The 15270-nt window shown below is 44.1% G+C and carries 15 protein-coding genes; 9 read left to right on the forward strand and 6 right to left on the reverse strand.

Annotated elements, in window-relative coordinates:
* Positions 1-1254, forward strand: a complete 1254-nt coding sequence (locus ACO067_RS21245) for a glutamate-5-semialdehyde dehydrogenase (RefSeq protein WP_421877969.1) — start codon at positions 1-3, stop codon at positions 1252-1254.
* Here the strand turns inward: ACO067_RS21245 and ACO067_RS21250 are convergent.
* The 4 genes from ACO067_RS21250 to ACO067_RS21265 form a co-directional block, all read right to left on the reverse strand.
* A complete protein-coding gene (locus ACO067_RS21250; RefSeq protein ID WP_421877971.1) occupies positions 1251-1763 on the reverse strand; it encodes a GNAT family N-acetyltransferase in 513 nt (170 codons plus the stop codon). The genes ACO067_RS21245 and ACO067_RS21250 overlap by 4 nt on opposite strands.
* Before the next feature lies 1 nt (position 1764).
* Entirely contained in the window at positions 1765-2421 is a 657-nt protein-coding gene (locus ACO067_RS21255) for a DUF6090 family protein (RefSeq protein WP_421877973.1), read from the reverse strand.
* A gap of 128 nt (positions 2422-2549) precedes the next feature.
* Complete coding sequence (locus ACO067_RS21260) at positions 2550-2729, reverse strand: hypothetical protein (RefSeq protein WP_421877975.1); 180 nt, start codon at positions 2727-2729, stop codon at positions 2550-2552.
* Positions 2730-2760: 31 nt separating this feature from the next.
* Complete coding sequence (locus ACO067_RS21265; protein WP_421877977.1) at positions 2761-3339, reverse strand: BLUF domain-containing protein; 579 nt, start codon at positions 3337-3339, stop codon at positions 2761-2763.
* A gap of 300 nt (positions 3340-3639) precedes the next feature.
* Between ACO067_RS21265 and ACO067_RS21270 the strand changes: the two genes are divergently transcribed.
* From ACO067_RS21270 to argJ, 8 genes are all read left to right on the forward strand, one after another.
* The gene (locus ACO067_RS21270) at positions 3640-4863 is read left to right on the forward strand and encodes an ATP-grasp domain-containing protein (RefSeq protein ID WP_421877979.1); all 1224 of its coding nucleotides are present in this window, start codon (positions 3640-3642) and stop codon (positions 4861-4863) included.
* An 87-nt stretch (positions 4864-4950) separates the two neighbouring features.
* Positions 4951-6939 carry a hypothetical protein gene (locus ACO067_RS21275; protein WP_421877981.1) on the forward strand — a complete coding sequence of 663 codons (1989 nt, stop codon included), beginning with the start codon at positions 4951-4953 and terminating at the stop codon, positions 6937-6939.
* Complete coding sequence (gene alr / locus ACO067_RS21280) at positions 6933-8093, forward strand: alanine racemase (RefSeq protein ID WP_421877983.1); 1161 nt, start codon at positions 6933-6935, stop codon at positions 8091-8093. Before ACO067_RS21275 ends, alr begins: the two co-directional genes overlap by 7 nt.
* Positions 8093-8920 (forward strand): hypothetical protein, encoded by an 828-nt coding sequence (locus ACO067_RS21285; RefSeq protein ID WP_421877985.1) that lies wholly within the window; start codon positions 8093-8095, stop codon positions 8918-8920. The genes alr and ACO067_RS21285 overlap by 1 nt, the downstream gene beginning before the upstream one ends.
* A gap of 74 nt (positions 8921-8994) precedes the next feature.
* Entirely contained in the window at positions 8995-9783 is a 789-nt protein-coding gene (gene argB, locus ACO067_RS21290; RefSeq protein WP_421878336.1) for an acetylglutamate kinase, read from the forward strand.
* A gap of 3 nt (positions 9784-9786) precedes the next feature.
* A complete protein-coding gene (locus ACO067_RS21295; RefSeq protein WP_421877987.1) occupies positions 9787-10983 on the forward strand; it encodes an aspartate aminotransferase family protein in 1197 nt (398 codons plus the stop codon).
* Positions 10984-12021: an N-acetyl-gamma-glutamyl-phosphate reductase gene (argC, locus tag ACO067_RS21300; protein ID WP_421877989.1), complete on the forward strand. Its 1038-nt coding sequence runs from the start codon at positions 10984-10986 to the stop codon at positions 12019-12021. It begins immediately after the preceding gene.
* Positions 12022-12045: 24 nt separating this feature from the next.
* Entirely contained in the window at positions 12046-13263 is a 1218-nt protein-coding gene (argJ, locus tag ACO067_RS21305; RefSeq protein ID WP_421877991.1) for a bifunctional glutamate N-acetyltransferase/amino-acid acetyltransferase ArgJ, read from the forward strand.
* Between the two features lie 18 nt (positions 13264-13281).
* Here the strand turns inward: argJ and ACO067_RS21310 are convergent, their stop codons facing one another.
* Together ACO067_RS21310 and ACO067_RS21315 are read right to left on the reverse strand one after the other, a co-directional pair.
* Positions 13282-14535 (reverse strand): hypothetical protein, encoded by a 1254-nt coding sequence (locus tag ACO067_RS21310; RefSeq protein ID WP_421877993.1) that lies wholly within the window; start codon positions 14533-14535, stop codon positions 13282-13284.
* Positions 14532-15203: a hypothetical protein gene (locus ACO067_RS21315; protein ID WP_421877995.1), complete on the reverse strand. Its 672-nt coding sequence runs from the start codon at positions 15201-15203 to the stop codon at positions 14532-14534. Before ACO067_RS21315 ends, ACO067_RS21310 begins: the two co-directional genes overlap by 4 nt.
* Positions 15204-15270: the final 67 nt, after the last annotated feature.

Below are 15270 nucleotides of genomic sequence, written 5' to 3' on the forward strand. Positions count from 1 at the left end.
ATGGAAAGAGAGTTACTGGAAGGATTGAAGGCCGTTCAAAAAGCGAGTAGAAAACTCATTGGGATAAGTGATGACTTGAAAAAGCAGATACTCAACGAAGTGGCCGATTTAGCTACCAATCGGAGCGAATCCATCCTTGAGGCTAACGTTAAAGATCTCGCTCGAATGGACCCGGAAGACCCTAAATACGATCGGTTGCTTTTAAATCAAGATCGATTGCAAGGTATTGCCGACGACATGCGTAGTGTGGCAGCCTTAACCAATCCACTCGGGCAGGTGCTGGATGAACATGCCAAGGAAAACGGGCTCATCATTTCCAGAGTTTCAGTCCCTATAGGTGTCATTGGTGTGGTCTATGAGTCACGTCCTAATGTGACTTTTGACGTATTTGCTCTGACTTTTAAAACCGGCAATGCCTGTGTGTTAAAGGGAAGTAGAGATGCCGCAGATTCTAATGAAGCCATTGTAGCTGTGATTAAGGAAGTCCTACGAAAATACAATCTGGAGGAAGCTTTATTATTGGCACCAGCTGCTCGTGAAGCCCTCCCTGTTATCCTTACAGCTGAAGGATATGTGGACTGCATCATCCCCAGAGGTAGTCAAGGGTTGATTGATTTTGTTAGAAAGAATGCATCTATACCGGTAATCGAAACGGGGGCTGGGATTGTGCATACCTATGTAGACGCTTCGGCTACTGTAGAGAAAGCCAAGGCCATCGTTCTGAATGCGAAAACCAGAAGAGTGAGTGTCTGCAATGCGTTGGATTGCTTGATAATTCATCAAGATCTGATCAGTGCACTCCCGATGATTGTGAAGGGTATGGATGAACGATTTGGTGTGGAGATAATGGCTGATGACAGGAGCTTTGGGGTCTTAACTGGACACTATCAGGAGTCTTTGTTGAAACCTGCTGAGGAATCAGACTATGGCGTAGAATGGCTTAGTCATAAGATGACTATCAAAGTAGTAGATTCATTAGAAGAAGCATTGGAACATATCGCTACTTACAGTTCAAAGCATAGTGAAGCCATTGTAGCCGAGGATCAGTCAGTTATTGATCAATTCCTAATGCGAGTGGATGCAGCTTGTGTCTATGCCAATGCCAGCACTGCCTTCTCTGATGGTAGTGAGTTTGGGCTTGGGGCTGAGATTGGTATCAGCACCCAGAAGCTGCACGCAAGAGGGCCAATGGGCCTGCGAGAGATGACTAGTTATAAGTGGATTGTGAAAGGGGATGGACAGATCAGGGCCTAGCCATTGATGTCTGGATTCACCACTCCATAGATGTAGTCATCGCATACCTGATCATTTTTAATGGCTGATTTCTTTAATATTCCTTCCAATTCAAATCCAGCTTTCTCTAACACCCGCATGGAAGGTTTGTTGAAATCAAAAACTCCTGCTTGAATCTTGGTCAGCTTCATGGTTTCAAACCCATAGGTCGTCATCAGTTTGACTGCTTCCGTGGCTATGTTCTTGTTCCAATAGGCCTCACCAATCCAATAGCCCAAATACCCAGTGTTTCGAAAAACATCTTTCATCCGATCTATGCCGATCACACCTACCAGGTCATTCATGAAGTATATTCCCATGCTCGTGGGTGGGTTCTCACTCGCCTTCGACTGGATAAATTCCAGCGCATGCTCAGTCGTGTAGGGATGAGGAAAAAAATCTCTAACATGATCCCAGATCTTCTTGTTGTCAGCCAGGGAGGCCAAATGGGTAGCTTCTCTGCTTTCTATTGGTTTTAGTGTCACGCTCATTTTACTCCACTTCTTCGCTTACAATTTGGATGACATTATCTAATTCATCCTTTAGGGTTTTATAGAAATCAGATCGGAGTTGGTTGATGTTCTTTTGAGCATAAAGAATGTTTCGCAGCTCATTATCTGTGAGGAAGTCAGCATTGAGTTGGCCATTTGTATCGAAGCGAAGGTTCTTCATGAAATACGGCTGAGTGAAGTTTTGGGTGTGATCGGTCATCGACTGGTCCATCTCCCGCGCAGCTCGGTACCACTGTTCATAGAGCTCTATGATAGCCTTGCGCACTTCTAGTTTTTCGATAGTTCCCAGGCTGCCGGTAGATTTTGCTGACTCATAGGTGACCACTTGTGGCTGAAAGGATGGAATAAACCCAATAGAATAAACCAAGCTGGCAAGGGAGTCTTTGTTATAAGTTTTGCCAATTGTTGCTCCCGTTAGTATATGGAGGCTTTTGGTGATATTCTCATTGATAGTCAGCAAGGTGTCCAGGTAAAACTTATCGTTATCCAGATCGGTCAGCAGGCTGGTCAGGTATTGCTGCTCTAGTTTGGACTGTTTGTTTTCATCTTTCCAGCCTTCAAGGTAAAAGGCGATAGTGATGCCCAATATCACCACTAGAAGATTCGTTAGGTGATCGCCCCAGTTGATTTTTTTCATGGTTGTAGTCGATATTCCTTCCAAACTACAAAAAAATCTCATGCGTTTTGATGTTGTCAACTAGTCAATTCTCATTATGAAAAGAATGCCTATCATAACGAGAAGAAGTGTTGGCGTTTGAGGCTTTATCAAGAATCAGCCTGTCGTTTGAGCAGGCCCATCCCTGAAACAAAGAAAATAAAGCCTAGAATGGTCATAGCCCATCCATTAAGGGAGATAATGGGCATTCCGAAAATACCCAGAACGCCAAATGTCAATCCTAAAAATCCGATTAGTACTAGTGATATTGCAATGATCTTAATGGTCATAATCTGTGGTTTATTCAATTTAGATCAAGCCCTATGCCAGAATTCGTGTTTTCTGGATCAAGAGAATGCCAAAAAGGTCTTCAGCATACGAATGCCATCTTCTTGATAAATAAGACAGATTGCCATCTGCCAGAGAGTTGTATAGTTTCTTTTCTTCTTTGGATATCTCTGTGTTGAATTCTAACTCAGAGCTGTCGATGTTCTTAGAGCCCATATGCCATTCTTCGAAAAATCGCTCGTCTGTGGGTGCACAGTATCTGATTACAGAGCCGCCATGTCTCTTATCTTTCAAAATTCGATTATAAGTTTCCATTACGTTCGTTAGGGGTCCTTCCAATACCTGGATAAACCGGTCCTCTGAATATAGTAAGACTCCGGTCAGGTCTTTAGATGGATTGTTTTTTCTGGAGCTTTCAAGTATTTCATCGATGCACGCCTGATCACATGAGGAATCTCTGATGCTTGAATACACCAGTCGGTAGAGTGGGGAGCTATCTGGAGCTTTTTCAGTGAAGTAGACCTTGCTGATTGCGTAAAGCATTTTGAGGATTTTGGTATCTCCCTGATCCACCCATTCGTGGAGTTGTGCCTTAAGTTCTTTTACTGTCATTGGTTGATGATTGTCTTTGATGGTTATTAAAAATGTATACTCAGCAACAAACTCAGGATGATGTGAAAGTGTTTGATGCAATTGATTTTAGACACTGTGAGCAGGATAATTTTAACTTTTCTAAGAATTCACTGCACTCAGCTAATGAATCAGAATTATTAGGAACAATCTTTTGCGTGAACTCTTACTTTATGTAGATGTATCCATCTATAACAGGACATATATGCCTTTTCATTTCCTCTCTGAAGGATACGTCTGTATTATCCAAACCGAATTATAAACCAAAAATCGACAACAAAAATGGCTAAATGTTTTGCATTGATGGGGTGGAGTTTGCCCGTAATCGAAAGTATGGAAAAGCTTGGAAAACCGTATGTAGTGGTTTCGTTTCCTGATTTCGAGCCCTATGCTAAAGAAAATAATATTCCCTTTGTATCCTATCAGCTGGATGAATGGAGCGATTCGTCCAACTCACTTGACCTGTTTGAAAAGCTAAAACCTTTTGAAGTAGATGTGGCCGTACCGCTTTTTGAAGAAACAGTAGAGTGGGCAGGAGCTCTTAACTCTATCTATCGAGGAGATCCACGTGTCCTCAACAGGGCTTTCCTGTTCAGAAACAAGGCCATGATGAAGCGTAAGGCACTTATTGGAGGATTGCGGGTAGGGCTTTTCGAAGAAGTTTACAACAAAGAAGGTGTCAAAGCTTTCATGAAGCGACTCAATGAAGCCAATCTTCAGCTTGATGGCGAAGAAGACAGCTGGGTTCATATAAAACCCTTTGCAGCTGCTGGCACAGTCGGTCACCGATTGCTCAAATCGATGAAGGATATTGATGAAAAGTGTGAGGATGGAGATTTCCCTTGCTTGGCTGAAAGTCACCTCCCTGGCAGAGAGTTTTCATGCGAAGCATTTATCAATAAAGGTAAAGTTCGCTTCTTGAACATCACTGAATACGTACACTTGGGTTATTCTAATTTCATTCCCGAAGGACACTATCTCAAGTCAAAACGTGACCTGATTCACAAACACGTGCAGAAACTAGTGGATATCTTCGGTATCGAATACGGAATGGTTCACCCCGAGTGGTTCCTAACTGAAAATGATGAACTAAACTTCGGAGAGACAGCCTGCAGAATACCCGGTGGTCACATCTTAGAGCTTGCTAGCAAATCATGGGGCTTTGATGCGCTGGCGGCGTTTGTCCTCTGCCACGACCCAAATATTACGGAAGAAGAACTGGACGAGATCTTTCCAGACAAGGATCATTGGCCAGAAAACTATCATGGCAATGTGATGATCTATCCACAGAGAAGACAGTTTTCTAAGCTGGAGATACCTGAGGAGCTGAATAATGAACCTTACTTTGTAGATCACACGTTGGTACCGCCATTGAGCACTCAAAAGCTCAGTGGAGACAGAGGCGGATTTGGTAATCACTTCGGTACGATCAACTTTAAAGGAGAGGATCCAGACCGAATGACTGAATTGCTGCTACATTACGAAACGGTTGATTTTTACGTCTAGATCAGAGATAAATGTTTGTTGTGGTGTCACCTCTGATACCACAACTTTTTTTAACAACTCAAACACCGATAGAGCACTATTGAACAAATGCAAAACACCACGGATAGGGTATTTGATAATTTCGAACAGAGTTTTCAGGAGTTTCAGGAGGCCACAGACCTCACCAGGCCAAACAAAGCGACGAAACTAGCTTCTCAGATAGATATTTTGAGCCTTACCAGAGATGGACTCACCTACCTCTATCAAAAGAGTGGTGACCTGGACAAGGCGGGGATATTTGCTGGTACTGCCTGGAACGAACCGGATAAGTTGGTTCCTGCCCTGGTCAAAGGCACACTGAAGGGCGGTCATCCATCATCCAGCTTTGAGATTTTGTCAGAGCTGCGGCTATTGGCTTACGCTAATGGGGACCACCAATCTACCGTAATAAATGCCGCTGAAGCTCAAAATTTCCTAGAAGAGGTCATGGTTCACAACTTGGAGTTTGCGCTGAAGGAACCAGCCGAAGAAACCCGAACGATGATGTCGGAACGCGAACTGAAGAAGGCCTATAACCTATTCGGATTCATTATTTCTGAAATTGACCTGGGAGGAGTCTATGATAAGTTAGCAGAAGAGATTCGATTGATTTGCGAACAGCGGCCTATTGTGACCCGCAAGGCGAGGGAGCTGATTCGCCTGGTAGATGCACGATTCGATACTTCAGGGAGTAGTGATGTGGACAAGTCGGTAAGATTGTATATCAATGCCGTTTATAAGCCCTCAAAGAATGCGGAAATCCATTCATCTATTGAAGAATACCAAGTCTTTTTAGATAATGTCAATCGGCAAACGCTCGAACAGGAAGCGGATGCATTTGGGTACTCCATGCATGCAACTGGGCTGGTTAGCAAGTATCATTCCCTGTTGCTGAAAAAGTTAGTAAAAGACCATCCTGAGTTGGTTCCTAACTGCCTGGACCTGAACGATCGGGGTAAAGCAGAATGGGAGAAATTTCATGAGATGGTATCTACCCTGATCTTGGAAATCGTGAGTCCTGACAACTGTCAGTGCATTTACGGATTAGCCAGAATGCTCGGTATGAACCTGTTTTCACGACGTTCTTTGCGTGTGGGTTTGGAGAATCTGCGCAAAATCAAACTCAACTCCCAGGTAGAAAAGCGAATCATCAAATCCTTGATTCATCCTGATGTGGATGTGTCTGCTTTGCAATATTTGCTAGGAGGTGTCATCAAGGTGCTAGGACAGCCTCTTGGAGTGGGTCAGGGTAACAATCCGACATGCCAAAGTGCACGAGGTATTAGCATGTGGAGTCAGCACGCCCCGGCTAAGCTGATTGATATGATCATCACGGTGGCCACTCAGAATAACCTGATCATGCGCTTTGAGAATCACGATCTGGTCTCTAATCAGTTGGGAAAAGGTCTGGTGGATAAGCTGGATTATAATTTAGATCCGGTTTCTGTCCTGTTGGTGCCTCATCTGGATAAGATCTACAACGAAATGATGAAGCGGTCAGTAGGAAGAGGTGATGATCCGCACAAGTGGGTCAACCCGGCTATGTATGGCCAGTGGATCCAACTGGGGTTTGCATCCTGCTATGACTACCTGTCCAATTCTATTCTCGATTTTGAAGGGTTTGTGCGCATATTTTATGCAGCTTTTCATCCCGATTACAATGGCGAACGCGAAATGGTGTATCCAAACCCTGTGGGGATTTTCATTACCTCATCCAAAGGTGATATGGTGGGTTTTCACGCCATTTCTTTACTACGGATAGATCGTGATAAACAAGGTGAAGTTCGAGCTTACTTCCTCAATCCCAACAATGAAGGACGCCAAGACTGGGGACAAGGAATTAAACCTGCTGTATATGGACATAAGGAAAAGCATGGTGAGTCCAGTTTGCCGATCGGTCAGTTTGCCGCACGGATCTATGCTTTTCATTACAGTCACCTGGATGTTTCGCATCGGGTGAAAGAAGTGCCTGATTCGGTACTCAAAAATGTAGAATCTCTCGCTAAGGATAGCTGGGGTAAATCGTATCTATGGAATAACCAACAAAAAATATGGTAAGACACTCATCAAGAATCGAACTGAGTCAATCTTCACTTACAAATAACATCAATTTTATTCGCAAGAAAGTCGGGCCGGGTGTTCGTATTTCTTCGGTCGTCAAAGCAAACGCTTATGGTCATGGTATCGCTCCATTTGTACAAATGGCAGAGAAAGCAGGTGTAGATCATTTCGCTACTGCATCGGCTTTCGAGGCAGAGGAAGTACTGGATGCAAAGTCTGATAAGTCAGACGTTATGATCATGGGTATTCTCTATGATGAAAATATAGACTGGGCTATTGAGAACGGGATCGAGTTTTTTGTGTTCAATTATGACCGACTGGAATTGGTATTGGAGCACGCCAAAGCATTGGATAAGCGAGCTCATGTCCACATCGAAGTGGAAACTGGCGCCAACCGTACCGGAATGCAAGCTTCAGAATTCCCCAAAACACTCACGTTTCTAAAAAAGCACTCTGACCATATCGAGTTTACAGGACTTTGCACCCATTTTGGAGGTGCTGAGAGCTTTGCTAATAAGTTCAAAATCGACTCTCAACACAATCGATACAAAGAGTTTTTGAAGCAGTGCAAAAAGAAAGGACTCATGCCAAGAATACGGCATATCGCCTGCTCTGCGGCGGCATTAGCTTACCCGGATACCGTCTATGATCTGGTGCGGATTGGCGTAGCGCAATACGGTTTTTGGCCAAGTCCTGACATCTACTATGCGCATTTGCAAGAAATTGGAGCCACCACTTCCAATGGTGCACTCAAGCGTCTTTTCACCTGGAAAACGGACGTGATGGATCTACGAAATGTCGATGAGGGTGAATTCATAGGATATGGCACCAGCTATCAGGCAACGCATGACATGAAGGTAGCAGTCTTGCCACTGGGATATTCTAATGGCTATCCGCGAGGGCAGTCTAACCGCGGACATGTTTTGATCAAAGGTAAGAAGGCACCGATTGTTGGGTTGATCAATATGAACCTGTTCATGGTGGATGTGTCTCATATTCCCGGTGTGGAAGTTGGGGAGGAAGTAGTGCTGGTTGGAAGACAAAAAAGCAATACGATCAATATCAGCTCATTTACCCAAGTCATCCAATTGATTAACAACGAAATGCTTAGTCGACTGCCTTATGCCATCCCACGAAAGATCGTGAAGTAATGCGACCTTACTCAGATATAGAAAAGCAAATCATTACCACTCTTGTAGGCAAAGAAACAGATGTAGTCACGCTTATCGATTTCATTGCTCCAGCTTGGTCTAAGGGTAAATTTGAGATTAGCAGCTATCAGCAGAAATTGGTGGTTTACCTGGAAAAAGGTCAAATGGATGCGGTGATGGCTTATATCCTTGAGATTATTCAGTTGATCGACTACCTCGAAAGGAGAGGTTACATCTCTAGCTGGGTGGCGTTTCCAATGAGTGATAATACAGCTACCTGTGGAGATAATCCTGGAGGTTTAGACCCTCAGTTCCTGCCTGATTTGTCCGTGGCTTCCAAGTTGCTCAATTTGGCCAACCGAAAGTATAAGCTGCATGCATCGCTAACGGATTTGGTAGCTCGGAACTTCAAGTCCCAACGAAGAAGAGAGATCAAACAAATCAAAGCTATAATCTCCATTGGTTTCGTATTATTGATTGCCGTGAGCGGGTTGAATATGTACATGAACTATCGGGTGATCGAAGATGGCATCAAGGTGGAAATGAAGCAGATACGAAAAGAGAATGCTGCTCTTCAACGAAATCAAGAGCTGAGCAAAGTCATACTGGATACATTGTCTATGCAATCCGAGCAATTGCTCCAAATGGCACAGCGTACCCACGGCAATACGGAGAACCTCCAGCAGATGCAATCATTGCTAGAGAGACAAACCAATCAGCTGAATTATATGCGGCGAGGGCAGAAGGCACTAGCGGTGATTGTGGATGAAAACCGCGAAATATTGAAGAAAACCGACAGTTTATTAAACAAAACCCCTAATAATTGATTTCTTTGTAGGAGAGCAACTCCAGCAACCCAATCCAAAATTTTTTAGTTATCAGCAAGAAAGAAACAATAGTCATTAAGTACGGTGGGAATGCTATGGTCAATGACCAAATCAAGCTTTCTGTCATGAAGGACATTTGCAAACTTCAGCAGGCCGGTCATCGGGTGGTGGTAGTTCATGGTGGAGGTCCCTTCATCAACAATATCCTGTCTACAGTAAAAATAGAATCAGAGTTTATCGGTGGTCATCGGAAAACAACCCCTGAAGCGATGAAGTACATCGAGATGACACTGGTGGGAGAAGTTAATACAGGCTTGGTTACCTTAATCAACCATCTTGGGCAGCGAGCAGTCGGTCTCAGTGGAAAGGATGGCGGTCTCGCCAAAGCTACCAAGCGATTTCATGAAGATAACGGCACAGAAGTAGACCTGGGCCAAGTAGGTAATATTGAATCAATCGATACTACCATTATTTTCGATTTACTGGATAAAGGATACATCCCTGTGGTGGCTTGTGTGGCACCAGACAAGGATGGCAACACCTACAACATCAATGCAGACATGATGGCTGGTGCCGTGGCTGGAGCAGTTGGAGCGGATCATTATTGCGTGCTGACGGATGTCGATGGACTGAGAATGGATAAAGATGATCCGTCTTCATTGATAGAAGAATTGGCCTACGGGGAACTGGAGCCACTTTTTGATCAAGTGATCGTTGGAGGGATGATTCCTAAAATTGAGTCGTGTCAGATAGCTCTTGATGCGGGTGCCAAATCCGCCAGAATCATCAATGGAACCAAAGAACAATCGCTTATTGAAGCGCTCATCGATAAAAAACAAACTGGAACAATCATATCTAAATAACCAATGAGTTACTCAACAGAAGAGTTACACGAACTAGATAAGCAGTATTATCTTCCCACTTTTAGACGTTATCCTTTAGCCTTTAAAAAGGGTAGTGGCTCCCGCCTTTGGGACATGGAAGGTAACGAGTACATTGACGCACTAGCTGGTATTGCTGTGAACAATGTCGGCAATTGCCACCCGAAAGTGGCTGATGCTATTAGTAAGCAAGCGCATGAATTAATTCACATTTCAAATTTTTTCTTATCAGAACCTCAAGTGAAACTGGCCAAGAAATTAGCCGAGTTGTCTGGCATGCAGCGGGTTTTTTTTGGCAACAGTGGGGCTGAGGCTGCAGAAGGTGCCATCAAGATTGCCAGGAAGTATGCCTCCAAAAATGGAAGAGGCAGCAAGATCATTGCCATGAAAAATGCCTTTCATGGTCGGACTTTAGCTACAGTGGCCGCCACCGGTAAGGAAGCCATGATGAATGGTTTTGCTCCGATTCCTGAAGGATTTATGCATGCGCCATTTAATGATCTGGAGGCAGTCAAATCCATGGTTACTGATGAAGTAGGAGCCATCATGCTAGAGCCTATTCAAGGTGAAGGAGGGATCAACCCTGCAGACAAGAAGTTCATGAAGGACCTGAGAGCTTTCTGTGACGAGCACAACCTGGTGTTAGTGTTTGATGAAGTACAGTGTGGTATTGCCAGAACAGGTAAAATGTTTGCTCATGAGCACTTTGGTGTGAAACCAGATGTCATGACCTTGGCGAAAGGTCTGGGCGCTGGTGTACCAATCGGAGCAGTTTTAGCATCCGAGAAAGCTGGCCAGGCAATTGACTGGGGCGATCATGGAACCACTTATGGTGGTAATCCTTTGGTCTGTGCAGCCGCATTGGCTAACCTGGAAGTAATCGAGGAGGAGAACCTGTTGGCTCAGGCAACCGAGAAAGGTCAGTGGATCAAAGATAAAATAGCATCTGTCAAATCTGATTATCCAGAGATCAAAGAAGTTAGAGGTTTCGGTTTAATGATTGGAATCGAATTGACGGTAGAGTCCAAACCAATCGTGACCACTATGATGCTGAAACATCGTGTAATCGCCAATGCAACAGCTGGTACTGTGGTGAGATTAGTACCACCACTCAACATCCCTCAGGAGGATTTGGAGACGGTTATCGAAGTATTATTGAAATCAATCAAAGAACACAGATAAATGTCAAAATTTAATGTAGCCATTGTAGGAGCTACCGGATACACCGGATCGGAATTAGTACGAATACTGATCAATCATCCGGATATCCACATCAGTGCAATCACATCAGAAAGTAGAAAAGGAGAGAAGTTCTCCGATGTGCATCCGCAGTATCGGGGAATTTTTGAGCCGGTTTTGGTGAGTATCCAGGATATTCCCCAATACGATTTAGATCTTGTTTTTCTGGCACTTCCGCATGGAGTGTCGATGGATTTTGTCAAGGAAAACCATGACAAGGATTTTAAAATTGTTGACTTGAGTGGTGACTTCAGACTGTCGTCCAGAGACGTGTACGAGTCGTGGTACAACAAAGACCATAGCTTTGAACCCGGTTTTGAATCCGCGGTATTCGGCTCACCCGAACTGTTTCGCAAACGGATAGCTGAAGCCAAATTAGTGGCGAATCCCGGATGTTTCCCCACTTCAGCGATTTTGGCATTATCACCTTTGTTGAAGGAAGATATCATTGTAAAAGATTACATCACCGTCGATTCAAAGACAGGGGTTACCGGGGCAGGGATCAAGGCCAAACCGAACACTCATTTTCCGGTAGTGAATGATAATTTCACTGCTTATGGTGTGAAGAATCACCGACATACCATTGAGATTCAGGAGATCATCAGCAAATACGCTAATAGTGAGGCTTCCATTTTATTCACGCCACATTTGCTACCGGTAGATCGTGGAATTCTTTCTACCTGCTATACCAAGCCAAATCGTGAGATTAACACTGAGCAGCTGGAAAAAATCTATCATGATTACTATGATAATGAGCCCTTCGTCCGTGTGTCAAAAGAGCTACCAAATCTGAAGCAGGTTCGTGGCACTAACTATTGCGACGTTTTTGTAACTTATGATGACAGGACCAACACCATTATTACCATTGGGGTAATCGACAATCTGGTGAAAGGAGCTGCAGGTCAGGCTGTGCAAAATATGAACATCATGCTTGGGTTAGAAGAGACCGCAGGCTTAACCATAACACCACTACAACCATAAACTAAACGACTTTTTATTGTGAACATGATTCGAAACATAACCAATGTTAGAGGAATTAAATGCTGGGGTGCACACACTGGTGTGAAATCGATGCGTCGAGATCTGGCCATTATGTACTCAGAGGTTCCGGCTAAAGTTTCAGCTGTATTTACACAAAATCTGGTTGTAGCTGAACCAATCAAACTAACTAAGAAACATCTGGAGCAAACAAGCTATACCGCACAAGCGATCGTTTGTAACTCGGGTAATGCCAACGCTGTAACAGGCAAACAAGGAGAGGAAGGAGCTTTGGCCATGGCTAAAGCTACAGCCGAAGAGCTCAAGATCGACACCAATCAGGTGATGGTGGCTTCTACCGGAGTAATTGGTCGGGCTTTTCCTACCGAAGAAGTAGTAGAAGGGATCAAAGAAAATGTGAAGAAGATTTCTGAGAACTCAAGAGCTGGAAGCTTTGCAGCAAATGCCATACTGACGACCGATACCTTCGCCAAGGAAGGTTTTGTGGAGTTTCAGATTGATGGGAACACCATCAATATCGGTGGGATTGCTAAAGGATCTGGAATGATTCATCCAAACATGGCAACCATGCTGGCTTTTGCCTTCACTGATTTGAATATCGATCAGAAACTGCTGGATAGAGCATTTAAAGAAGCTGTAGATGATTCATTCAACATGATTACCGTAGATGGGGATACTTCTACGAATGACATGGCCAGCATCATGGCAAATGGCCTTGCCGATAATGAGATGATCACATCGGCAAGTGATCCGCACTACCAGACGTTCAAGGAGAAGCTGCACGAGCTCATGACGCACCTTGCTAAGCTGATTATTTCTGATGGTGAAGGTGCTAGTAAATTCATCGAATACCATTTGACTGGAGCTAAGACGAAAGAAGATGCTCGAAGGATGGTGCGTGTCGTCTCGGACTCATCATTAGTGAAAACAGCAATGTTTGGTCGAGACCCGAACTGGGGACGTGTGTTGGCAGCCATGGGCCGATCGGATGTTCAGTTTGATCCCAATAAGGTGGATCTCTGGCTGGGCAACGAAAATGAAGAGGTGAAAATGCTCGAGCAGGGAAAACCATTGGAGTTTGATATGAACCTGGTCAAACGCATCCTCAAACAATCAGAGATTATCATCAAGATGAAACTCAGAGAAGGTAGAGCATCGGCCATTGGGTGGGGTACTGACCTGAGCACGGACTATGTGATGTTCAACTCGATGTATACGACGTAAACCAAACCCGGCGGAAAGCTACTTTCCGCCGAAAGTTCTCTCTGGATACCACACCAATTGGATGAAGTTGAACTCGATCTGGTCCAACGAAAAGGTTTGACCAGAATCCATGTTTACATCCAAATTCGGGAAGTACCTCAAGTTCGTTCTGAGCAACCATTCCTCATGATTGGTCGGTCGAATATCCCAACCAAAACTCAAACCTGGTTTAAAGCCTTGAAACGAGCCAGCTGAACTTGCATTGATTTGAAAGTCCGTCTCATCTATTGCGAGGTTTTCCCAACTGATTGCTGGACCTATAAATGGCACAAATCCATGGTAGTCTCCCAGAAACTTGAGGGCTTCAAGTGACAAGGCTTTCCTTTTTATCAGCTGATCTACCCCATGACCGGTAAGGCGAGTTTTTAAAGGGCGATATGCCAGATTTATCTGAATGTTGGGTTCATGAAAGAAGTAGCCTATCCCTAGGTCAAGAAAGACTCCATCTGTTTTCGGTTGATCCATGTGTGGGTGAAGTTCAGCATTGTGTTTACTTTCAGCTACATACCATGTGCTGGATGGACCAACAGCCACCGAAATACCGCTCAACCGGTGGTCTTCATGGAGTTGTTGTGCATAAGCTTCGGACTGGCCATTTTTCCAGGTTTTCTCTGCGCCAATAGTGGTATCTATGATGAACTTATAGCTGGCAGTAAACCATAACGGACTGACGATAGCAGTTCGTTGGTCCGCTCTCGAGTAATAGTAATCGATATCGTTGCGATAAGTGTAGTTAATGCCAAGCTCGAGCAACTGATTGTGAAACTGATAGGACAACCCAGTCTGCCCTGGGAATAAGACTACTCTTTTCTCAATACCTGATCCGGATTGGAAGTAGGTCGGATTAATGCTGAATCCTAGATAAGGACGGATTTTTTTTCGTTCCATTCTCCATGGATAGTATTTAAATCCGGTTTCCGTATCTGTTCGGAAAATCGAGTTTCCAGATTGAATGCCTATCAAGTCGATAGCCACATAAAAGTCAGCATGTCCCCAAAAGTGAAGTCCACCGATTTGGAGCTTTGACTCAGTACTCCACGTCATGGGTACGTTGTTCAGGTTTACTTGCTGGTATTCGAATGTTCGGGTACCATTGGCAGGTAAGTAGCGTTGGGTTAGACCGATGGTTAATTGAGCAAATCGGTGCCTTGTTTGTCCCCCGTCAATGTAGACCTGACTAAGTGATGAATACCCAAGCAATAAAAAGAAGGTGAACAAAGTCAGATGTTTCATTGTGCTATCGTTCTGATATTCTTCTGTCGGTATTTTCTTACAACGCCAGCAATGACTGGATTGAGTAGAGCGGGTGGCAGAACCCAGGCCAGCCAATTATAATCTTCTGGCATGAACAGTCGGCTGTTCTGCACGGCAAATGCTGTGACAGCAGCTACATAGCTTCCGCCAATCGCACTGATGTGCTGGTATAGCCACCATAGATGCTGGCGCTCTTTGTTGGACAAGAAAAACCGAATATCCCTTACTCCACTACTGATGGTAAACGCCCCAAATAACAGAGAGAGAGCACCTAACCAGTGAAACCCTTTCACCATTAAGAAGATGTTGATTCCATAACCAATCAGCCCAAGGCCAAATAGTGCAGTGATGATAGAAACGGCCCAGTCGTACCAATGAATGTTATTGGTTTTACCTCTTTTCAAGACTCTAACACCAACAAATGAGGCATAAAATGTCAATACGCCAATTACCATCAAGAAGAAGCTGAATCGATAAAATGCGATGATGAGGAATGCGCTTAAGCAGATCCACCACATAGCACCTACATAGATTCGCCCTGTGATAACGTGATTTTTAGACCCCTTTCGATTGAAGAAATTAATCAATCCAAGAATGAGAACGATAGATCCGGCTATAGCATGAGAGTATGTGAGAAGTGTTTGCATGGTCCTGGTTTTTTTACAAACCAATGGCACTCAACACAAATCTCTGAAGTGGATCGACTGAACTGTC

The sequence above is a fragment of the Marinoscillum sp. genome, from assembly GCF_965229915.1.
In the GTDB taxonomy this organism is placed as follows: Bacteria; Bacteroidota; Bacteroidia; order Cytophagales; family Cyclobacteriaceae; genus Marinoscillum.